The following is a 20,890-nucleotide window of genomic DNA, read 5'->3' on the forward strand; positions in this document are numbered from 1 at the left end:
ACGGCAGGCAGACTTTCTGAACGCCATGACGGTTGTGCCACTTGATCCGGATTGGCTTAAACCTGACGCTGCGCCTCGATCACGTTGGGTAGCGCATGCAGTTGCCCGAGCAGGGTCGAAAGCTGGCCGAAGTCGGCCACGCGCAAGGCCAGATCCATGCGCACCTGATTGCTGCCCGGATCGACCCGCGCCTCGATGGCAAGAATCTGGACATTGGCTGCGGCAATCACGTTGCTGACATCCTTGTGCAGGCCCTTTCGGTCATATGCCTCAAGCACCACGCTGACCTCGTAGGCCTGCTGTCGCCCGCCTCCCCATTCGACCTCGATGATGCGATCAGGATCCAGCGTGCGCAACCGCTGCAGTTGGCGGCAGTCCGCGCGATGCACGCTGACACCGCGGCCGCGCGTGATGAACCCGCAGACCGGATCGCCCGGAACAGGCTGGCAGCAGCGCGCCAGCACGGACAACAGGTTGCCGACCCCCTCGATGACCAGGGCGTCCCGCGCGCGCGTCGGCAGCTTCGGCATGGAAGTGCGGGAAGGCACCAGTTCCTCGTTGCGCTCACCCTCGTGCAAGGTGCGTGCGATCTGGGTGGGGGTCACGTCGCCCAGGGCCAGAGCTTCGAAAAGATCATCCACGCTGCGCAGGCCGAAGCGCGCCGGCAGGCTGTCGAGCTCGACGTTGTGCAGGGCCAGACGCTTGAACTCGCGTTCGAGAACGCTGCGACCGGCGGCGATGTTGATTTCCCGGTCTGCCTGCTTGAACCAGCTGCGGACCTTGTTGCGGCCGCGAGCCGTATGCAGGAATCCATGGTGGCTGGACAGCCAGTCGCGGCGCGGCTCGGCGGTCTTGCCGGTCAGGATCTCGATGCGGTCGCCGCTGGCTGGTTGGAACGTCAGCGGAACAATGCGCCCGTTGACCTTGGCACCGCGGCAGCGGTGTCCGACATCGGTGTGGATCACGTAGGCGAAATCCAGAACGGTCGCACCCTTGGGCAGATCGACGACCTGCCCTTTAGGAGTCAGCAGGTAGACGCGGTCCTCGATGACTTCGGTGCGGAAACTGGCCAACAAGGCCGACTCATCATCCTGATCGTCGCGCGATTCAAGCAACTGGCGCATCCAGGCGATCTTGCGTTCGAAGCTCGCGTCGCCGCCGCTGCCTTCCTTGTAGCGCCAATGGGCGGCAAAGCCGAGTTCGGCGTTGGCGTGCATGTCGTGCGAGCGGATCTGCACCTCGAGCGTGCGCCCCGCGGGGCCGACCACCGCGGTGTGCAGGGACTGGTAGTTGTTGCCCTTTGGGCTGGCGATATAGTCGTCGAACTCTCCGGCGATGAATGGCCACAGCGAGTGCACGACGCCGAGCGCCGCATAGCAGGCGGGCACATCCTTGACGAGAACGCGCAGCGCACGAATATCGTAGAGGCCGGAGAAATCCAGCCCCTTTTTCTGCATTTTCTTCCAGATCGAGCTGATGTGCTTGGGCCGACCGGCGATCTCGGCCTCGACTCCGGCTTCATCCAGCGCTGCCTGCAGGATCGAGCGTGCCTGCGCGATCCAGGCCTCACGATCGCCCCGGCGTTCGTCGAGCAGTTCGACGATGCGTCGATACGTCTCGGGCTGCAGGTAGCGGAAGGCGAGATCCTCCAGCTCCCATTTCAGCTGCCATATGCCCAGGCGATTGGCCAGCGGAGCATGGATGTCGGCAGTCAGCTGGGCCAGTGCCTGGCGCTCGGCGACATCCAGGCTCATCGCGCTGCGCATGCGCACGAGCTGTCCGGCCAGCAGGATGAAAACAACGCGCAAGTCGCGGATGATCGCCAGCAGCAGGCGGCGCAAGCCCTCTGCTGCGCCAGATCCTGCGCGTACCGAGTAGAGAGGCCAGACCTTTTCGGCAGCACGCTGGCCTTCGACCAGGTCTGCCACTTCCTCACCGAACGCCTTCAGGTCGGCGGCACCAAATTCGCAGCCTGCCCGCATGGCCTCATGCAGCAACAACGCAACCTGGGCGGCGCTCCCGGTTTCCAGGCGCTCGAGCTCAGCGAGGATTGCCTGTCTCTGGGCGGCATCCGCATCCCAGCGAGCGCGAACTTCCGGCTGTCCAGCCAACCGCTCTTCGATACGGGCCAGCGTGGCGACCGTGGAAACCGGACTATTCGGCCCTTCGCTGGGCTGGTTCACGACACCATCCTCGAATCAGGTACGCGGACGCCCCGGCAATGGCCATTCACGCTGGTTGAACGCAGGAGTGCTGCGGCGCGGGCTCAACAGGGAGCACCCGCGGCAGTCGGAGCCTCCAACCGCCGCGGAAAATCAGGTGACGGGCGTCAGTAGACGTACCAGACGCTGTCGTCGCTGTACCAGTCCTGCACTTCTTCGGGTACGCCGGCCATGCCACCGCTGGTGCGAATGGCAGCAAATCCCTGCGCAGGCGTTCCTGCAGCGGGGCTGCCCACTACGTCACGATAGACCAGCACCTGGAACGGGCCGGTGCTACTAATCGGAAACACCAGCGGCTGGTAGACATACGGGCCGGTCTCCTTGAAGAAGCCCGGAAACAGGATGCTGGTGTCGTCGCACAGCCCGGCCGGCGGAACCGAACCCGGCACCCAGTCCGATCGCAGCAGGCACCAGTTTGCATCGAAGCTCGCGGACAGTGCCTGGGTGTTGAACCCATCGACCAGGGTCCAGCCGGCCGCTGCCGGCGAGGACGGATCGAACTGCATCTCGACGCTGACAACGGTGACAGCCTTGCCGGTGAAGCCAGGAAACGCCTCGCCCGTGACAACGATGTTCTGGTGCGGGCCGCTGGGCGGCGTGGGCGCGGAATTCCCACCGAAGCCGCTATCGAACAGGCCCTGGCTGACGTTCGGATATTCCGTGCTGGATCCCGGCACCGAATTCAGGCAGCGGAACTGGCTGGTTGCGAGATTCGAGGCCTGACCGAGATAGAGCGTGGGCGCTCCGTTCTTGTGGAAGCCGCTGCCTTCGTAGACAAGGGACTGCAGATAAATGTCGGGGAAACGCCAGACATTGCTGCCCTGTGCAACCGACTGCTGGAAGCGGGGACGCAGGGTCGTCTGGCTCGGCTCAAGTGGCGATTCCGCGCAGAAGACATGGGATGTGAAATAGGCAGTCGCCGTCGAAGGCCCCACTGTCGGCTTCTGGAAACTGAAGGCCGATGACACATTGGCATCGAGTTCAACCGTGGCCTGGTCTCCAGAGACCAGATCACCGCCGATCAGGGCGGAAGTGCCATCTGCAAGGACCGCGCCGGAACCGGCGATCAGTGCGAGGGAGAGCGCGGCCCGCAAGCTGGGAGCAAGATTCTTGTTCATCAATTTCATCAAATCCGGTTTACATGGTGAATCGGGGAAGGGATCGCCTGTGGCATCGGCATTTCGTCCAACGCTCACGCAAAAACAGGGCACACGGTTTTCCGTTGCCCGATGCTAGACTGCACGGGCTGACATTCTACCCTCTGAATTTCCGCAACGCACCTGTTAACCTCCCGTTAGACAACGAGTTTTCGACCAACTGGTCACGTTTTGACCAATGCCAAGAGCCCAAGTCATGCATTCCCGAGCCCTGTTTATCGCCCTGTTTCTCGTCCTTCCGTTGTCCGCTGGCGTCCTGGCGCAGTCCCAGACTCCCACGTTCGAGGAGCGCATGTCGCAATCGGAATTCAAGGCAGCGGGCCTCGAGAAGTTGACTCCGGAAGAATTGAAATTCCTGAACGAATGGATCCAGACCAAGGGGGTCAGCCAGATGGGCGCGCCCATGATCAAGGCCGATGGTTCGACTGTCTTCTATGCCGACGGCAGCGAGCGTCAGCTGATCGAATCGAATATCGTGGGCGAATTCAATGGCTGGGGAACGAAGACCCGCGTCACCCTCGAAAACGGCCAGGTCTGGGAGCAGGCCGAATCCGGTTCGAAGGGCGGATATCGTCTCATCTCGCCCAGCGTGCGCATCAAGCCGATGAGCTTTGGCAGCTGGCTCATGTACGTTGACGGCTGCGCATGTGACGTACGCGTCAAGCGCATCAAGTAGAGTGCCCCGCGTCGAACCCGATCAAAGTCTGGCCAGCACGCTGGCCAGGCGTTTTGGCGAAACCGGCTCCGCCGTGCGCAGTTCCTGAGCGAACACCGAAACGCGCAATTCCTCGATCAGCCAGCGCAGTTCCTCGAGCGCGTCCGGATCGGCATTTCCGCTCGCCCGATGTTTGAGGTATTCGCGCCAGTACGTGTGCACGTTGAACATGCGCGCCTGATCCCGGGACGGATCCTGGCGCAGCCGCTCTGCGCGCAGGCGCATGCCGCGCAGGTAACGCGGGTAATGCGCAAGTCGCCGAGGGTCGGTGTCGCGAAGAAATCCCGGCGAAAGCAATTCGTCGCGCTGTTCGAGCAGGTCCTCGTAGTTGGCCGTTGCAAAACCCAGCAATGGCGGTTCCAGCCACGGCATCAGCTCGGCATGGGCCTCGATGATGGCCTCGGCAAGCTTCAAGCGCTCGACGGCGGCGGCAAACAACTCACTGCCGAGTTGTGACCTGAGACTTTCGAAGGCAGCCCGTGTCCGGGCGTCGAGCACATGGGCCTGAAGGCGCTCGGCAAGTGCCGCTTCGACCAGGTCGGCACGCAGGGTTTCGGCGCTGCCCAATGCCGCCCACTTCAAAGCGGTCAGGTTGGCCAGGGGCAGTTGTCGTCGCGCCTGCTTGACCTTGTCTGCCAGCGCGCGACGCAGAAGTCGTTCGAGGCCATGCCGGTGCTGTTCGCGGGCGTCGTCTGCGTTCTCGAAGACGCGCAAGGCCACGCTATCGCCAAGATCGACAAGTGCGGGCCATGCGACCAGACCTTCGGGGGAACGAATTGACTCGGGGATGTCCTCGAGATCGAAGCCGCTCAGATCCTCCCGCGTCAGCTCGGCATCGGCGCGCTGTGAAAATGCCTCGCGTGCGGCTGAAGCCCAGGATTTCTGGATCGCGGCCAGATCCCTGCCCTCCGCAAGCTGCCGGCCTTTTTCATCCTCGACGCGAAAGCGCATCAGCAGATGCGCCGGCAATCCTGTCGCCGAAAAATCGTTGGCAGAAATGTCGACACCGGTCACTTTCTCGAGATACTCCGCCAGCGACTCGGTCAATGGTTGCTGGCGAGGTGCGCGTTGCTTGCCCAGGGATTCGACAAAAGCGCGCGCAAAATCAGGCGCCGGCACGAAGTTTCGACGCAGGGATTTGGGCAATCCCCGGATCAGTTCGGCAACCTTTTCATTGAGCAGTCCCGGCACCAGCCACTCGCAGGCATGCGCCGACATGGCATTCAGCAGCGCAAGAGGCACATGGGCGGTTACTCCGTCCGCCGGATCCCCGGGAACGAATCGATACTCCAGACGAACCTCGTGAGCACCGACTGCCAACGTGGTCGGAAAAGCTTCGGCGGCGAACCCGGGCGTGGATGACAGCACGTCTGCCAGGGACCAGCGCAATCCGGCCTGTTCGGCCGGCGTGGCCTTGCGGTACCAGGAATCGAGCGCTGCACTGGTATGGATGTCGGCGGGCACTTTCCCGGCAAAGAAACCCGCCAGTTCTTCGGGCGACTTGAGCAGGCCGGAGCGGCGCTGCCTGGCCTCGATTTCCGCGGCCTTCGAAAGCGTGCGCTGATTGGCCTGGATGAAGTCCGCGCGCGCGTTGATCTCGCCGGTAGCCAGCGCCTCGCGCACGAATATCTCGTGTGCCAACTCCGGCTCCTGCCTGCCGTACTGGACCGCTCGTCGCTCAACCAGGATCAGGCCAAACAGGATGACCTGCTCAAATGCGATCACCGCACCGCGTTTGCGCGACCAGTGCGCATCGTGCCAGCTGCGCCGGACCAGATGCGCCGCCTGCTGCTCGATCCAGACGGGTTCGACGCGCGCGCACTGCATGGCGTAGACCTTGCCGATGTCGATGATCTGCCCGGCCAGCAACCACTGCGGTGGCGACTTCGCCAACGCCGAGCCTGGAAAGATCGCGAACTTCCGCTCGCGCGTTCCGCGGTACTGATTTTTCTCATCCTTTCGCGCGACCTGAGTCGGCCAGCCGCTGAGCAGACAACGGTGAATGGATTCACTGTTGTCGGGAATGGGGAATCGGGAATGGGGAATGGTTGAAGCGGTTTGAGGTGCATCCGACTTGCTTGATGCCGCTCCTGTCTTGCTTCTTGCGCTGCCTTTGCGCCCGTTCTTGCCCCTCTCGACTCCGGATTCCTGGTTCCCGTTTCCCGCCCTTCCCATTCCCCATTCCCGATTCCCCACTCCCGGCTCCTGAACCACCAACTGCCGATGCAGCTCGCGCCATTCGCGCATGCGCATGAACGACAGGAAATGGGCGCGACACCAGTCGCGCAACTTTGACTGGGTGAATTCCTCGTGGGCCGTTGCGTAGGCAGCCCAGAGATTCAATACGCCGAGGAAGTCGGATTTCGGGTCGGTGAAAAGGGCGTGCGCGGCATCGGCTTGCGGGCGTGAGTCAGCAGGACGTTCGCGCGGATCCTGAATGCTCAGGAACGAGACCAGGATCATCAGCTCGCGCGAGACGCCAAGTCGCTGAGCCTCGATCAGCATGCGTGCCAGTGCGACATCGACCGGCACGCTTGCGATCGTGGCGCCGATTCGGGTCATTCGATGTTGCTCGTCGATCGCCCCGATCTCGATCAGACGCCGATATCCATCGCCGATTGCGCGCTCGGGCGGCGCCTCCACGAACGGGAAGTCGGCGACGTCGCCAAGCTTCAGGCTCAGCATGCGAAGGATTACGCCCGCCAACGAAGTACGCAGTATTTCGGGATCGGTATAGGCCGGTCGTTCGGCGAAATCGTCTTCCGCGTACAGGCGATAGCAAATGCCGGCTCCGACACGCCCACAGCGGCCCTTGCGCTGGTCGGCGGCGGCCCGCGAAATCGGCTCGATGTGGAGGCGCTCGAGTTGCCCGCGCTGGCTGTAGCGCTTGACTCTCGCCGTGCCGGTATCGACGACAAAACGAATTCGCGGAACGGTCAGTGAGGTCTCGGCGACATTGGTCGCCAGCACGATGCGCCGCTTCGGGCCCGGTTTGAAAACGCGGTCCTGTTCGTTGGCGGAAAGTCGCGCATACAGCGCAAGCACCTCGGTCTCGCGATACTTGCGTCGGTCAAGGGCGAGGTGGGCGTCGCGAATCTCGCGCTCGCCGGGCAGGAACACGAGCACGTCACCACGCGGATCCTCGGTCGTGATCTCATCCATGGCATCGACAATCTGCTCGACCAGACTCGTCTCGCCACGCTCCGGCGGTGGCCGCCAGCGTACTTCGACCGGGTAGGCACGTCCCTCAACCTCGATCACGGGGGCGTTGTCGAAGTGTTCCGCGAATCGCGCGGTATCGATGGTGGCCGAAGTCACGATCAACTTGAGGTCGCGCCGCCTGGCCAGCAGCCGCTTGAGATAGCCAAGCAGGAAATCGATATTGAGGCTGCGCTCGTGAGCTTCGTCGAGAATGATGGTGTCGTAGGCGCTGAGCCAGGCGTCACCCTGTGTTTCGGCGAGCAGGATGCCGTCGGTCATGAACTTGATCAGGGCGGCATCACCGACCTGCTCGGTAAAGCGCACCTGGAAACCGACCAGGTCGCCGACCGTCGTGCCGAGTTCACTGGCTACGCGTCGGGCGACCGTGCGTGCAGCAATTCGGCGCGGCTGCGTGCAGCCGATCATGCCGGCAACGCCACGCCCGGCAGCAAGGCAGAGCTTGGGCAACTGGGTGGTCTTGCCGGAGCCGGTCTCGCCGGCCAGCACGATGACCTGGTGCGCGCGGATCAACTTGATGATTTCGTCGCTGCGATCCGCTATCGGCAATGACTCGTCGACACGAATGGCCGGCACACGGGCCGCTCGCGCCGCAACGCGGGCAGTCGATGCCTCGATCTCCGAAGTCAGCCTGGCGACTTGTTCGGGCGTCGCGCTGGCGGGAGCCGTCTGCAATCGCCGCCAGCGGCCGAGCAGGCGTCCGCGATCGCGCGACATGATGCCCGACAGCGCTGTTTCGAGTTTTTTCAGTTCGGACATGGGTCGTCGGGAGGCTGTGCTGCAGGCAGTGCACGAAACCGGGCAAAGGCCGTGCGCAGAAAGGCGACATGATAGCGGCTGGCGCCCAACCGGTTGTCGATGCCGCGCTTGACGGAGGCCGGTCTGTGCCGTTGCACGCCCCGATCTTGCGGGACTTCATGAGCGCTGGACTGAAAGGCTTTCCACTCCCTATTTCGCGCTTCCCACTCCTTCCCGACGCAATTGATAGTGCCTGTAGCCTGCGTAGGCAATGCCCGTTGCCCCGGTCAGGATGGCGGGCACATACAGGGCGTTGTAGAGATAGGCGGCAAACAGCCAGCTTCCGACTACCGCGCCGATCAGAAATGAAGTGACCAGGGCCAGCAACAGGCGCACGCGACGCGAATCGACCGGCACGCCTCGCAATCGATGGCCGAAGAAAATACCGAGATCGGTCAGGGTGCCGGAAAAATGCGTGGTTCGCAGGACGGCACCGCTGTAGGTGCTGACCATCGCGTTTTGCAGGCCGCAAGCCGCCGAAGCCAGGCAGTCGCCGAGGAAATTGTCCACTCCCAGCAAGGGCACGGCGAGCACCAGCAGCAAGGCTTCGAGAGCAAGGACCACACCGTAGCGTCGTCCTAGTCGCAGCGTGGAATCCTGGATGATCATGCCGCTGAGCGTACAGCCCGTCATGAAGGCGAGGATCAGCGCGGCAAAATGCGCCGCCACGCGGAAATCCTGATTGCCAAGCGCAATGCCGAGCAGCGTCGTTGTGCCGGTCAGGTGGGTGATGCCCTGATGCTGCACGCCGAGGAACCCGGTGGCGTTGACGATACCCGCGACAAACGCCAGCAAGGCACCGCCTGCCAGCACCCAGCGTGGAAGTCTTGCGATGATCATCAGAGCTTGCGCCGCGGTGGAACGAGCAAGTCGCCGAACAGCAGGCCAGCGACCAGGGCCACAAGCAGGGTCATCAGGGTAATGCCGGTATCCAGCCCGAGCATGACATCCCGCTCGAAGACGAAACTGAGCGTGCGGAAGCCAACGCTTCCCGGTACCAGCAGGATGATGCCGGGCTCGCGGATCAGCGCTCCGGGTCGATTGAATACTCGCGCGAACACGTTGCTGGCGGCGCCAAGGAGCAGGCCGCCAGCGAACACGCCGAAAGCGGCCGAGACATAGACGCCGCCGACGCGCGTGCAAATGTAGCCGGCGATGACCGCGCCGATGACGATCGGAAAGTAGCGCAGGGGACTGCGGAAGGTGATCGCAAACGTGATCGCCGACAGCGGCACCGCGACCCATTCGGTCCAGGCCGGAATCGCCAGCAGCGGCACCGGCGGCGGCACCAGGCCAAACAGGGCACAGATCTGCGTCGCTGCAACCGTACCGAATGCGAGTTTCAGCAGTACCGCCATTGCGCCCGCCATGCGAGCCGTGCCGGATACGAGATCCTGGCTGGACAGTTCGCGCACGGCTGCAGTCAGGCTCATGCCGGGCAAGAGGATGATCAGGCTGGCAACCACTACCGAGCGCACCTGAATCGGAACCAGATAGACCGCGACCACGGTGGCGATGATGGTCGCCAACAGCGCCGATATGGCCTCGAACGCTGCCGCGATATTCGGTCGCTTGCGCGCACTGAGCGCGGTCACGCCGGTCACCAATCCGATCGCTGCCGCGGTGCCGACACCTGCCCAGCCTGTGAGCAGGATCGCGGCGACGCAGGCAGGTGCCACGGCATAGGCCAGAAGGGTCAGCAATTTTATCGCCAGCGAGGGTTTCAGCGTGGCGATATCGCGCAGCCGACGCCTGCCCTCCGCCAGATCCATGCTGCCGTTGATGACCTGATCGGCAATCTCGTCGACCAGGCACAGGTGCTTCAGGTTCACCTCACCTGGCGGCAGACGCAGCACCTGGGTCAGTTCCGCGATCCCGCTTTCGCTGTTGCCCAGGTGCGAGAACGACATGATGATCGAGGTTGGCGTCGACAGGATGTCGCAGCTCAGAGAAAGGCGCTGGGCCACCAGGCTGATTGCGGCTTCCAGTCGCGGAGCCGCCGTGCCGTACTCGTGCAGGCGCCTGGCCAGCTCGACGATGAATTCCACACGCGTGGTCAGGGGCACACTGGTCATTCAGCTTGTCCATCAGGTTCTTGCGGGATCGGGCGACAGCCACAGGCGCGCGGTTTGCGGCGCGACGATCGCCGCTCCCGGTGCATCGACACATCGAGCTGCAAGCCGCGCCAGCCATCTGGGGCTGGGCCTGCGGCATTCAATGGATCACCCCCCCGACGGGCCGCCGAAATCCGGACGACCATGCCATCGCGCCTGGCACGCAATCCGGCGGGGCCTCGCTTGCTGCGGCCATCCGGAATGACGATCCACGCGACGAAGTGTGCAGGATAGCTGCTAACCTTTGCACGCGTGCGAATGTCGAGGAGCCGTAGGCAGGATGGTAGGCAATCGTGGCGAACGAGTTTCGCCATTCATTCCGATGAAATCGGGCGTTGACGGGGCGACATCCCGGAACAATCCGCATTTTGCACACCGCCCCGCCGGCTACTCGCTTAACGCCATGCAATTGGCATCGTCTGACAACGGATTCCCTGGCTGAATGGATAGCATCGGAACTGCCAGCTTCGCTGAAGAAAGCAACACGATCGTTGCCAGCGGCGACTGGACGCTCGATCACCTGAACGCGCTGTCCGCGCTATGCAAGACGTTGCGCCGTGGCATCGGCACCCAGGTCAGTGTGGACGCCAGCGCCGTCGGGCGCATGGACACGGCCGGGGCCAGCATCCTGCTCGAGCTGGTCGACGACGATCCAGCCCGCGTCAAGGTCGATTCCGAGGCTGTGCGAAAGCTGATTGCCGCGGTCGCAAAGGCAGAAAATGCGCCGCCTGCCGCCCCTCCAAAGCGGGATACGGGCTTTCTTTCCAGCGTGGCCAATGTGGGCGCTTCTCTGGAGGAATTCTGGAACAATGCCGTCGAGCTGATCGGATTCGTCGGTCTGATCCTGTCGGCGTTCGGGCGCACGGTATTCCGGCCAGGCACCTGGCGACTCACTTCGACGATCGCGCACATCGAGCAGACCGGCCTGAACGCGCTGCCCATCGTCGGATTGCTGTGCTTTCTGGTCGGTGCCGTTGTCGCCTTCCTGGGCGCAACCGTGCTCAAGGAGTTCGGGGCCAGCATCTACACGGTGGAACTGGTCGGCTATTCCTTCCTGCGCGAATTCGGCGTGCTGCTGACAGCAATCATGGTCGCGGGCCGCTCGGGCAGCGCGTTCACCGCACAGATCGGCTCGATGAAGGCACGTGAGGAAGTCGACGCCATCCGCACCCTGGGCCTCGAGCCTGTCGATGTGCTGGTCATGCCGCGGGTCCTGGCCCTGCTCGTGTCGATGCCGATCCTGACCCTGGTCGGCATGCTGGCCGGACTGATCGGGGGCGCAGCGGTCTGCGTGTTTGCGCTTGATGTATCCCCGACCATGTTCATCGTGCGCTTGCACGAAACGACAACCGTGCGCCACTTCTGGGTCGGCATGAGCAAGGCGCCCATCTTCGCCTTCCTGATTGCCGCGATCGGGTGCCTGGAAGGATTCAAGGTTTCCGGAAGTGCGGAGTCGGTGGGCTCGCACACCACCTCAAGCGTCGTGCAATCGATTTTCGTGGTCATCCTGATCGATGCACTGGCCGCAATCTTCTTCATGGAAATCGATCTATGAGCCAGGAAGAGCCGGTCATCCGCATTCGCGGCCTGCGCAACCAGTTCGGCAGCCAGGTCGTGCACGAGAATCTGGATCTCGATGTCTATCGTGGCAACATCATTGGTGTGGTCGGCGGCTCCGGATCGGGCAAATCGGTCTTGCTGCGTTCGATCATCGGCCTGGGTCACCCGGCTGCAGGCAGCATCAAGCTGTTCGGCGAAGAGGTGTCGACCCTGACCGATGCGCGTCGCGCCATGATTGAACGTCGCTGCGGAGTACTGTTTCAGAACGGCGCCCTGTTTTCCTCACTGACCGTGGCCGAGAACGTGGCGGTCGCGCTGACCGAACACCACGATATCGACCCGCAATGGGTGGCCCATCTGTCCAAGCTCAAGATTTCCCTGGCCGGGCTGCCGCTGAGTTCGGCCGACAAGTATCCGGCGCAATTGTCGGGCGGCATGGTCAAGCGCGCCGCACTGGCGCGCTCGCTGGCCCTGGATCCGGACATCCTGTTTCTGGACGAGCCCACCGCCGGTCTGGATCCGATCGGTGCCGCAGCATTCGATCAGCTGATCCTGACCTTGCGCGACAGTCTTGGCCTGACCGTATTCCTGATCACCCACGATCTCGATACGCTGTACACGATCTGCGACCGGGTCGCCGTGCTGGCCGAAAAACGCATCCTCGTCGCCGACTCGCTGGATGTCGTGGAAAACAACAGCAATGAATGGATCCAGGAATACTTCCAGGGTCCCCGCGGGCGCGCGGCGCAACGCGCATCCGCCAATCACGCACACCAACCCGCAGGCCATTGACGATGGAAACCCGTGCACACCACGTTCTCATAGGAGCATTCGCCATCACCGCCTTCCTGGTCGGGCTCGGCTTCGTGCTCTGGCTTTCCAACTCGGGTGCCGACAGCAAGTTCAGCAACTACGAGGTCGTTTTCACCGAAGCCGTGACCGGCCTGTCCAAGGGCGGCCTCGTGCAGTACAACGGCATCAAGGTCGGCGAAGTCACCCAGCTCAAGCTGGACGCCAAGGACCCGAGAAAGGTCGTGGCCCTCATCCGGCTTGATGGCGACACACCGGTCAAGGTGGATACCAAGGCCAAACTCGGCCTGCTTGGCCTGACCGGCACGGCCTTCATTCAATTGTCGGGCGGCAGCCCGGGCAGCAAGCCCTTGCTGCCGACTCCGGAGCACCCGGTGCCGGTGATCGTGGCCGAAGAGTCGGCCCTGGCCAAGATCATGGCCTCGGGCGAGGATATCGTCACCAGCGTCAATGAATCGCTGCTGCGGGTCGGTCAGTTGCTGTCCAGGGAGAACATCGATCACGTCACCGCGACGCTGGAGAACATCAATCTGATCACGACCACGGTCGCCGACCAGCGTCAGGACATGACCATCGCCCTGACCCAGTTGGCCGATGCCAGCAGCGAGCTCAAATCGACGCTCGCAACCCTGCACAACATGGCCACCACAACCAACGAATTGATCAATACGGATGTTCGACGCGTTCTGGAATCCACCGACAAGGCCATCGCATCGATCGAACGCGTCGCCGAGTCGGCCGATCTGCTGGTGACCGAAAACCAGGCCGCGCTTTCCAACTTCAGCAACCAGGGCCTGCGCCAGGTGGGTCCGACGCTGTACGAACTTCGCGAAACGCTACGCTCCTTCCGCCAGCTCAGTGACCAGCTCGGCAGCTCCAATACCCTGCTGCTCAATCGCGACCAACCTCGGGAGTTCAATCCGAAATGATGCGCAATCTTCGATTCCTGCTGCCCGGCGTGCTGGTCTTTCTCAGCGCCTGCTCCGCCCTGGGCGGCAAGCACACGCCATTCGCCATCTACGCACCCCAGGTGAACCTGCCGGCCAGCGCAGCCGGTGCTGCCTCGATCGAGTGGCAGCTCCTGATCGATACGCCACGCACCAGCGCAACGCTCGACTCGACCCATATCGCCGTAATGCCATCGCCTGGCGTGCTTGAGGTGTATCCAGCTGCGCGCTGGCGAGATCCTGCACCGATCATGCTGCGCAGCCTGATCGTGCAGGCCTTCGACAGTGACGGCCGCATCAGTGGCGTCAGCGCCGCCGACGCAGGGCTCAGCGGTGACTATGCGCTATCCCTGGAATTGCGCGGATTCCAGGTCGAGATGAGCGGCGACAATGCCGAAGCGGCGATCCGGCTCACGGCCAAGCTGTTCGACCACGCCAGCAACCGGATCGTGGCGACGAGGCCTTTCGACGCGCTTGCGCCTGCCGCCAGCAGCGATGTCGGCGACACGGTCAGGGCCTTCGAGCAGGCGCTCGATGAAATGCTGCCCAAGCTGGTCGAATGGACCATCGAGCAGGGCAACCTGCATGAGAACGGGAAAAAGCCCTGAGCGGGGAGTGGAGTTTTCGCCTGCCCGGACTCGCGCATTTGATGGCGAGCGAAGCAAACCCCGACATCGTGCAATGCAGGGTCGACGAAATCGCCGCGATCAGCGGGGCGGGAGGACCGGATAGTCTGGCGTCGCGTCCAGCGTCGAAGCGCAAACTTCGGCCAACTCGATCAGGCGCAGGTCCGAACCGGGCGCGCCCACCAGTTGCAGGCCGACCGGCAAACCGCTTTCGAGCTTGCCCATCGGCAGACTGATGGCCGGGCAGCCGGCGACGCTGGCGAAGCTGCAGAGATCCGCATCGTTGGCCCGCTCGGTCTCGCCAATCCGGTAAGGCCCCTGCGAAACAGTCGGCAGCACCAGCACATCGATCTGCCCGAACAACTGGCGTGCCTTGAGCACCGCACCGTCGAGCATGCGATCGGCAGCCGCGTAGTGCACCGCAGACTTGTGCCGGGCGAAACCCAGCATGTCGCGCAGGCGCGCCGATACCGGATGCGCACCGTCATCCAGATCGGATTCCAGCTCGCAGGCCAGTTCGCTTTCCATGATCAATAGCGCGGCGCGACGGACGCGGGCGAAATCGTAATCCGAGAAATCCGCATCCATGCGTTCGCCCAGTTCCAGTCCGAGCGCGTCGGTGGCACGGGCGAACAGGCTGCAGACCTCCGGACTCACGCCGAGCGACGCCAGATTCGGCAGGAAACCGCTGCGCAGACGTCCCGGCTCCCAATCGGGAGGCGACAAGGCCACGCGTCTCCGGCGCGAGCGCACATCCTCGACGTCATAGGCATCGAGCACCTGAAGCACGACGGCCAGATCCTGCACCGAGCGCGCCAGGATACCGACGCTATCGAGGCGTCGCGCTGCGGGAATCATTCCGGCAGTCGAGATCTCGCCGACGGTCGGACGCAATCCGAATACACCGCAATGACTGGCGGGGATGCGCACGGAACCCAGCGTATCGGTACCGATGGCAAAACTGCACAGGCCCGCGGCAACCGCTGCGGCGGAACCGGCTGATGAACCTCCGGCAATGAATTCGGGGTGATGCGGATTCCGGGTCGCGCCGGTGTTGGCCGTGGTTCCGGTCGTACCGAGCGCACCTTCATCGACCGCCGTCTTGCCGAGAATGATCGCACCGGCGGAACGCAGCCGGGCAACCACCGTGGCATCGGACTCGGCAATGCGCGCCGCACGACCGGCCAATCCCAATGCGGTCGGCAGACCTGCCACGTCGATATTGTCCTTGATCGCGACCGCTACACCATCGAGGCGGCCAATGATCGTCTTTCCATTTCGGCGCTGATCGCTGGCAGCGGCATCCCTGGCGGCCGTCTTGTCGAGCGCGACAAAAGCGTTCAAGGCTTCGTTCAGGTCGGCGATGGCTTCTTCATATACCGCGCAAAGTCGACTCGGCGCGAGGCGCCCCGAAGCCATCCAGTGCAGCAACTGGAAAGTGCTCGCACCGCGCAATCGCTGGCTGGAAAGTTCCGCTTCTTGGATGTCAGTCATGCGTTAATCCTGTTCGATCCCCGATTATGCCGCAACTGCGAATTGCTGCCGGCATCCCGAACCCGGACAATGAGCGCTGGCCCGAAGCAGACAGGACCTCGAAATGAGCGAACGCGAAACGATGGAATACGACGTCATCACGGTCGGCGCAGGCCCGGCCGGGCTCGCTTTCGCGATCCGCCTGAAGCAGCTGAAGCCCGATCTGAACGTCTGCGTGATTGAAAAAGCCTCGGCGATTGGCGCCCAGATCCTGTCCGGCGCGGTCATCGAGCCCGAGCCGCTGAACGAGTTACTGCCCGAATGGGGGGCGAATCCGCCACCGATCTGCGTGCCGGCGGCGAAGGACGAATTCTGGTGGTTGCGCGATCACGAGCGCGCGACCAAATTCCCGATCGCACCGCCGCAGATGAACAATCACGGCAACTTCATCGTCTCGCTGGGCGCACTCTGCGCATGGCTGGCACCACAGGCCGAAGCGCTGGGCGTCGATGTCTTCCCGGGTTTTGCCGCGTCTGAAGCCATTTTCGATGAAGCCGGAGCGGTCAAGGGTGTCCGCATCGGCGACATGGGCGTGGCCCGCGACGGCGCGCACAAACCCGGCTACACCGAAGGCATCGATATCATCGCGCCGATCACCGTGCTGGGCGAAGGTTGCCGAGGCAGCATCAGCAAGCAGCTGATCGCACGCTACAAGCTCGATGCGGACAGCGATCCGCAGACCTATGGCATCGGCCTGAAGGAACTCTGGCAGCTGCCCGAAGGGCGCGGCGAGCCAGGCAAGATCGTGCACACCTTTGGCTGGCCGCTCGACCCGGCCACCTACGGCGGCAGCTTCCTGTACCACCTCGACAAGGATCGCGTCGCGATCGGCTTCGTCGCCGGACTCGACTACGTCGATCCGGAATTCAAACCGTTCGAAGCCTTCCAGCAACTCAAGAACCATCCGATGATCAAGCCCTTGCTCGAGGGTGGCGAGATTCTCTCGGCCGGCGCGCGCGCGATCATCGAAGGCGGCTACCAGTCGCTGCCGAAGGTCGAGATGCCGGGCGCCATGCTGATCGGCGACTCCGCAGGCCTGGTCAACGTGCCCAAGATCAAGGGCACCCACCAGGCCATGCGCTCCGGCATGCTCGCCGCCGAACACATTGCCGAAACCGGCAAGAGCGACGGCTGGGATGCGAAGCTGCGCGGCTCCGTCGTCATGAAGGAACTGCGCAAGGTGCGCAACATTCGCCCCGGTTTCAACAAGGGCATGTGGTTCGGCCTGGCCAATGCCGGCTGGGAAACGGTCACCGCGGGTCTGTCGCCGTGGACGCTGAAGAACCATGCCGATCATTCGGCGCTGAACAAGATCGCCAACTACGAATCACCGAATCGCGACTGGACCGATCGCAGCCTGCCTCCACGCGATCGTCTCGCCAGCGTCTATTTCGCCGCCACCGAACACGATGAAGACCAGCCGGTCCATCTCAAGGTCGCCGACACGAATGTATGCATCACCCGGTGCGCCGAAGAGTACGACAACCCCTGCACGCGTTTCTGCCCGGCTGGCGTCTACGAGATCGTCGAGGACGATTCCGGCAAGCGCCTGCAGATCAACGCGGCCAACTGCGTGCACTGCAAGACCTGCGACATCAAGGACCCCTACCAGATCATCACCTGGGTCACACCCGAAGGCGGCAGCGGGCCGAACTACCAGAACATGTGATCCGGACATCGGTCTGTCGCCGATTCATGCCCGATCCACGCGACACTGGAAGCAATTGAACTTCGAGCGGATGTGGACATAGGCCACCTCGGGATTCTCGAGCAGTGATTCGCATGTCGCTGCAATCTCGTCGCCCTTGACGATGCGCGCCGTCTCGTAACGGATCCAGTCATTGCCATCGTAGCCACGAACGATGGCAGGGTCGAAATGCGTGAACCAGGTCGGCAGATGATCGCTTTGGTAGCGATCGCATTCTTCCGCATGCAGAAAGATCGGACCGGATTCGGCATAGGGCTGGACCGTCTCGAACGGCCGCCAGGACAGTACGAGCATCGGACTGCCCTCGGCGATCAGACCAAGACAGTGGCGGCAGGGATTGGCGCCTGCATCTGCTGTTTTCAGCAACGCGGGTTGGCCGTTTGCATCGGCGCCCCCGTTGCGGATTCGGACTGCTTCTTCATGTGCTATTCCTTCGACTCTCATTCTCATCGGGTTGCTGTCCTCTGAAGTTGCCTTGCCGGTGTCGGCATGTGCCATTGCATCACGGCACGCGCTTCGCTACTGGCCGAATCCGGACCTTGCACACATGACGTTCGGGCCCACACCGGCAGCATCAATCGGCCGTGCTCGCATGCGCGTTGCCCGGAGACATGCATGACTGTTCGATCAGGCAGGCAACCCGTTGCCGCCGGACCGGCACTCATCCCGAGCGGCACTGACAAAGTTGCGAGATTCCACACTGCGAGGCGGGGGCGATTGAGCTCAATGTCGATGCCATCTTTGCCGACGGCTTCGAGGCGACCGGAGCGGAAATACCAGCTCGCCTGCCGGCCTGGCAGAGCCACCAGGGCGGGCTCCATGCCTTTGGAACCGGGTTGGTCAGGTCCCTTTCGAAGTCGTCCCAGGCCCAACGGCGGCAAGTTCGGCGCACCCGGCGCATTGCACTTCGCACGAAACGATATAAACTGTTTACACCGTTTTCTGGCGAACCCCGCATGAACAAGTCAGCCAAGCCAGCTGCCGCAGCCGGCAGCAAGAAAGTTGCAAGAAAAGCGGCCTCAACGTCCGCAAAGTCGAAACAGGCCGAGAAGAAACCCCGCAAGGTCGAGAGGAAGCCAAAGTCCAAGACTGCGCCTGCCGAAGCGCCGAAGGTGCGCGTAAAGCTTGTCCGCGACAGTTTCACGATGCCGCGCGAGGACTTCGAACGGATTGCGAGGCTGAAGGCCAGGGCAATCGAGTTCAAGCGACCGGCAAAGAAGAGCGAACTGCTGCGCGCCGGTTTGCAGGCGCTGGAGCGAATGGACAACCCGGGCCTGCACGCTGCACTGACCGCGCTGACGCCGATCAAGACCGGTCGACCCAAGAAGCGCCACTAGCCGGCCTTTTTTGCTTTGAATTCCCGCGCGCGGCCGCACTGGCACGCGCCGGGACGCTTTTTTCAGGACATCCGCTTGCCCGTCATGAGCCGCTCAGTTTTCCTTGCCATTCGGCGTCGACTGCGCGCTGCACTGCTGACGCCGATCGTCTGGCTGCCCTTGCTCGTGCTCGGCATGCCGTTGTGGATTCACGCACACGGCACACAAGGGGCGCACTCGCAAACGACGCACACGATTCTTCCCGACCCCAGTGCTGGCTACAAGGTCGTCAACCTGGCGTGGATGGATGCGGCACGCTCGCGCAGGGTACCGGCCCGTCTGTTCTGGCCGGTAGCGGCGCAGTCGGAATCGGTTCCCCTGGTCATCTTCTCGCCGGGGATCGGCAGCTCGCGCGACGGCTACACCTACCTCGGGCGCTACTGGGCCGAACACGGCATCGCCAGCCTGCATCTGCAGCATGTCGGCAGCGACCGATCGCTGTGGCTGGGCAATCCATTCTCCCTGATCTCCAGATTCCAGAGCGCCGCCAGCGACGCCGAAGCGATCGCGCGAGTCAAGGATGCACGATTCGCGCTGGATCGCCTGCTTGCCAGCCGCCTCGGGCCGCACATCGCACTCGATCAGATCGCCGCGGCAGGCCACTCCTATGGCGCCAACACCACCCTGCTCGAAGCGGGCGCAACGGTCACCCGCAATGGCGAAGTCCTGAACTTCCGCGACCCGAGAATTTCGGCTGCCATCCTGATATCCGCGCCGCCGTTCTACGGCGAGCCCGATTTTCGGCCAATTCTCGCATCGATTACGATCCCGACCTTGCACATCACCACTGAAGACGACGTGATTCGCATTCCCGGATTCAACTCGGGCGTGTCCGATCGCGAGAAGATCTTCGATGCAACCGGCAGTGGGCACAAGGTGCTGGCGATCTACAACGAAGGCAGCCACAACGTGTTCACCGATCGGCGCTACTTCGATTCGAAACAGGTCGCCGAGAAGGTGAAGGCAGACACCAGGGCGCTGTCCCTGACTTTTCTCGAGCAAGCAGGCAGCGGCTTTCCACAGCTCGACAGCTGGCCGGCCCGGCACCCTGGCCTGATCGGGAAGTACGTCGTGGTGACGCGCGAATAGTCGAGCCGGGCAGGCAGCGGTGAGCAGCGCGGACGCCCTGCCCCACTTGGCATCAGTCCGGTGAGTTTGCATTCGCTGCAATGGATGCAGCAGGATGCCCGATCCCGCGCATGCTGCGTCCCCCGCATGCCTTCCAAAGCTTGCGTCTCATTCACGGTGACAATCATGCATGTCGAACGCTTCAGCATTTCCGAACGATTTCGCGGTCCACCGAAATCAGGCAATGGCGGCTATGTGTGCGGACGCATTGCCGCCCATCTGCATGGCACGGCTCGGGTGCGACTCAAGGCACCCCCGCCACTGGAAGTCGAGTTGCGACTGGAGACTTCGGACCAGGGTGCGCGACTGTTCCTGGATGAGACCCTGATCGGCGAAGCGGGCAGCGCGCAACTTGATCTGGAGGTTCCAGCGGTTCCGACTTTCGAGCAGGCCGAAGCCAGCAGTCATTCGTTTGTCGGCTTTCATCAGCATCCGTTTCCGGGTTGTTTCGTCTGCGGCCCCGAGCGCGAGCTGTCCGACGGTTTGCGCATCTTCCCCGGGGCAACCGGCAAGTCCGGCCTTGTGGCGGCCCCATGGATTCCCGATCACTCGCTGGCCAATGCCGAGGGTCTCATCCAGCCCGAGTTCCTCTGGTCCGCGCTCGATTGCACTGGTGCATTCGCGATCCTTCCGCTGGCCCAAGAAGTTGCTATCGTGCTTGGGGAACTGACCGCGTCAGTACCCGGCAGTGTCTCGCATGGAGATCAACTGGTCGCTGTTGGCTGGAAGCTCGGAGTTGAAGGCAGAAAGCACTTCGCCGGCTCGGCCATCTGCAACGCGAGCGGTGAGGTGATTGCCCGGGCCAGGGCCGTCTGGATTGAAGTACCCCTGAGCCAGTGGCATTGACGAGCTGCCGCGGGCGGAGGAGAGGGCGGACGCCGGATCAATGCACTGAGTCGCGCTGCGCCTAGCGCAATGGCGGGTCTGGATGGATCCGGCGACACCACAACAGGCGGCCGCCTGGAGCCGACTCCACA

16 protein-coding genes and 1 pseudogene are annotated in these 20,890 nt (G+C 63.0%); 9 read left to right on the forward strand and 8 right to left on the reverse strand.

Going from position 1 to position 20,890, the window contains the following annotated elements:
• Positions 1-56: 56 nt before the first annotated feature.
• Entirely contained in the window at positions 57-2,183 is a 2,127-nt protein-coding gene (locus tag R3F00_RS04520) for a bifunctional (p)ppGpp synthetase/guanosine-3',5'-bis(diphosphate) 3'-pyrophosphohydrolase (RefSeq protein WP_371280526.1), read from the reverse strand.
• A gap of 146 nt (positions 2,184-2,329) precedes the next feature.
• Complete coding sequence (locus R3F00_RS04525) at positions 2,330-3,340, reverse strand: hypothetical protein (RefSeq protein WP_371280527.1); 1,011 nt, start codon at positions 3,338-3,340, stop codon at positions 2,330-2,332.
• Positions 3,341-3,575: 235 nt separating this feature from the next.
• Between R3F00_RS04525 and R3F00_RS04530 the strand changes: the two genes are divergently transcribed.
• Positions 3,576-4,055: a hypothetical protein gene (locus R3F00_RS04530; RefSeq protein ID WP_371280528.1), complete on the forward strand. Its 480-nt coding sequence runs from the start codon at positions 3,576-3,578 to the stop codon at positions 4,053-4,055.
• Between the two features lie 21 nt (positions 4,056-4,076).
• On the opposite strand, the gene R3F00_RS04535 is transcribed toward R3F00_RS04530, so the two are convergent.
• From R3F00_RS04535 to R3F00_RS04550, 4 genes and pseudogenes are all read right to left on the reverse strand, one after another.
• Complete coding sequence (locus R3F00_RS04535) at positions 4,077-5,819, reverse strand: DUF3418 domain-containing protein (RefSeq protein ID WP_371280546.1); 1,743 nt, start codon at positions 5,817-5,819, stop codon at positions 4,077-4,079.
• Between the two features lie 66 nt (positions 5,820-5,885).
• Positions 5,886-8,072 (reverse strand): annotated as a pseudogene (gene hrpA, locus R3F00_RS04540) (ATP-dependent RNA helicase HrpA); the annotation flags it as partial.
• Positions 8,073-8,261: 189 nt separating this feature from the next.
• Positions 8,262-8,948 (reverse strand): YoaK family protein, encoded by a 687-nt coding sequence (locus tag R3F00_RS04545; protein WP_371280547.1) that lies wholly within the window; start codon positions 8,946-8,948, stop codon positions 8,262-8,264.
• A gap of 2 nt (positions 8,949-8,950) precedes the next feature.
• Positions 8,951-10,186 carry a threonine/serine exporter ThrE family protein gene (locus R3F00_RS04550; RefSeq protein ID WP_371280529.1) on the reverse strand — a complete coding sequence of 412 codons (1,236 nt, stop codon included), beginning with the start codon at positions 10,184-10,186 and terminating at the stop codon, positions 8,951-8,953.
• Between the two features lie 481 nt (positions 10,187-10,667).
• Here R3F00_RS04550 and R3F00_RS04555 point away from each other — a divergent pair, with 481 nt between their 5' ends.
• Genes R3F00_RS04555 through R3F00_RS04570 form a run of 4 tightly spaced genes read left to right on the forward strand, consistent with a single transcriptional unit; the run spans position 10,668 to position 14,150 of the window.
• The gene (locus tag R3F00_RS04555; RefSeq protein WP_371280530.1) at positions 10,668-11,780 is read left to right on the forward strand and encodes an ABC transporter permease; all 1,113 of its coding nucleotides are present in this window, start codon (positions 10,668-10,670) and stop codon (positions 11,778-11,780) included.
• Positions 11,777-12,577, forward strand: coding sequence for an ABC transporter ATP-binding protein (locus R3F00_RS04560; RefSeq protein ID WP_371280531.1), 801 nt, complete (start codon positions 11,777-11,779; stop codon positions 12,575-12,577). The genes R3F00_RS04555 and R3F00_RS04560 overlap by 4 nt, the downstream gene beginning before the upstream one ends.
• 2 nt (positions 12,578-12,579) lie before the next feature.
• On the forward strand, positions 12,580-13,524 hold the full coding sequence (locus R3F00_RS04565; RefSeq protein WP_371280532.1) for an MlaD family protein: 945 nt from the start codon (positions 12,580-12,582) through the stop codon (positions 13,522-13,524).
• Complete coding sequence (locus tag R3F00_RS04570) at positions 13,521-14,150, forward strand: ABC-type transport auxiliary lipoprotein family protein (RefSeq protein ID WP_371280533.1); 630 nt, start codon at positions 13,521-13,523, stop codon at positions 14,148-14,150. The genes R3F00_RS04565 and R3F00_RS04570 overlap by 4 nt, the downstream gene beginning before the upstream one ends.
• A gap of 99 nt (positions 14,151-14,249) precedes the next feature.
• Here the strand turns inward: R3F00_RS04570 and R3F00_RS04575 are convergent, their stop codons facing one another.
• A complete protein-coding gene (locus tag R3F00_RS04575) occupies positions 14,250-15,662 on the reverse strand; it encodes an amidase (protein ID WP_371280534.1) in 1,413 nt (470 codons plus the stop codon).
• Between the two features lie 103 nt (positions 15,663-15,765).
• Here R3F00_RS04575 and R3F00_RS04580 point away from each other — a divergent pair, with 103 nt between their 5' ends.
• A complete protein-coding gene (locus R3F00_RS04580; protein WP_371280535.1) occupies positions 15,766-17,370 on the forward strand; it encodes an electron transfer flavoprotein-ubiquinone oxidoreductase in 1,605 nt (534 codons plus the stop codon).
• A gap of 24 nt (positions 17,371-17,394) precedes the next feature.
• Here R3F00_RS04580 and R3F00_RS04585 read toward each other — a convergent pair whose 3' ends face one another.
• Positions 17,395-17,907, reverse strand: a complete 513-nt coding sequence (locus R3F00_RS04585; RefSeq protein ID WP_371280536.1) for a DUF1203 domain-containing protein — start codon at positions 17,905-17,907, stop codon at positions 17,395-17,397.
• Positions 17,908-18,365: 458 nt separating this feature from the next.
• On the opposite strand from R3F00_RS04585, the gene R3F00_RS04590 reads away from it, so the two are divergent.
• The 3 genes from R3F00_RS04590 to R3F00_RS04600 all read left to right on the forward strand — a co-directional run bounded on the left by R3F00_RS04590 (position 18,366) and on the right by R3F00_RS04600 (position 20,759).
• Entirely contained in the window at positions 18,366-18,746 is a 381-nt protein-coding gene (locus tag R3F00_RS04590; RefSeq protein WP_371280537.1) for a hypothetical protein, read from the forward strand.
• A gap of 84 nt (positions 18,747-18,830) precedes the next feature.
• Positions 18,831-19,874 (forward strand): alpha/beta hydrolase family protein, encoded by a 1,044-nt coding sequence (locus R3F00_RS04595; protein WP_371280538.1) that lies wholly within the window; start codon positions 18,831-18,833, stop codon positions 19,872-19,874.
• Positions 19,875-20,039: 165 nt separating this feature from the next.
• The gene (locus R3F00_RS04600; RefSeq protein ID WP_371280539.1) at positions 20,040-20,759 is read left to right on the forward strand and encodes a PaaI family thioesterase; all 720 of its coding nucleotides are present in this window, start codon (positions 20,040-20,042) and stop codon (positions 20,757-20,759) included.
• The last annotated feature ends 131 nt before the right edge of the window (positions 20,760-20,890 follow it).

This window comes from Dokdonella sp. (genome assembly GCF_041395345.1).
Taxonomy (GTDB): Bacteria; Pseudomonadota; Gammaproteobacteria; order Xanthomonadales; family Rhodanobacteraceae; genus Dokdonella.

What these genes read in the sequence shown, in the direction of transcription:
- R3F00_RS04580 (WP_371280535.1), top strand. Translation starts at nt 15,766, where the DNA reads ATGAGCGAACGCGAAACGATGGAATACGACGTCATCACGGTCGGCGCA.
- R3F00_RS04575 (WP_371280534.1), bottom strand. Translation starts at nt 15,662, where the DNA reads ATGACTGACATCCAAGAAGCGGAACTTTCCAGCCAGCGATTGCGCGGT.
- R3F00_RS04590 (WP_371280537.1), top strand. Translation starts at nt 18,366, where the DNA reads ATGAACAAGTCAGCCAAGCCAGCTGCCGCAGCCGGCAGCAAGAAAGTT.
- R3F00_RS04565 (WP_371280532.1), top strand. Translation starts at nt 12,580, where the DNA reads ATGGAAACCCGTGCACACCACGTTCTCATAGGAGCATTCGCCATCACC.
- R3F00_RS04585 (WP_371280536.1), bottom strand. Translation starts at nt 17,907, where the DNA reads ATGGCACATGCCGACACCGGCAAGGCAACTTCAGAGGACAGCAACCCG.
- R3F00_RS04560 (WP_371280531.1), top strand. Translation starts at nt 11,777, where the DNA reads ATGAGCCAGGAAGAGCCGGTCATCCGCATTCGCGGCCTGCGCAACCAG.
- R3F00_RS04570 (WP_371280533.1), top strand. Translation starts at nt 13,521, where the DNA reads ATGATGCGCAATCTTCGATTCCTGCTGCCCGGCGTGCTGGTCTTTCTC.
- R3F00_RS04555 (WP_371280530.1), top strand. Translation starts at nt 10,668, where the DNA reads ATGGATAGCATCGGAACTGCCAGCTTCGCTGAAGAAAGCAACACGATC.
- R3F00_RS04530 (WP_371280528.1), top strand. Translation starts at nt 3,576, where the DNA reads ATGCATTCCCGAGCCCTGTTTATCGCCCTGTTTCTCGTCCTTCCGTTG.
- R3F00_RS04550 (WP_371280529.1), bottom strand. Translation starts at nt 10,186, where the DNA reads ATGACCAGTGTGCCCCTGACCACGCGTGTGGAATTCATCGTCGAGCTG.
- R3F00_RS04600 (WP_371280539.1), top strand. Translation starts at nt 20,040, where the DNA reads ATGCATGTCGAACGCTTCAGCATTTCCGAACGATTTCGCGGTCCACCG.
- R3F00_RS04595 (WP_371280538.1), top strand. Translation starts at nt 18,831, where the DNA reads ATGAGCCGCTCAGTTTTCCTTGCCATTCGGCGTCGACTGCGCGCTGCA.
- R3F00_RS04525 (WP_371280527.1), bottom strand. Translation starts at nt 3,340, where the DNA reads ATGAACAAGAATCTTGCTCCCAGCTTGCGGGCCGCGCTCTCCCTCGCA.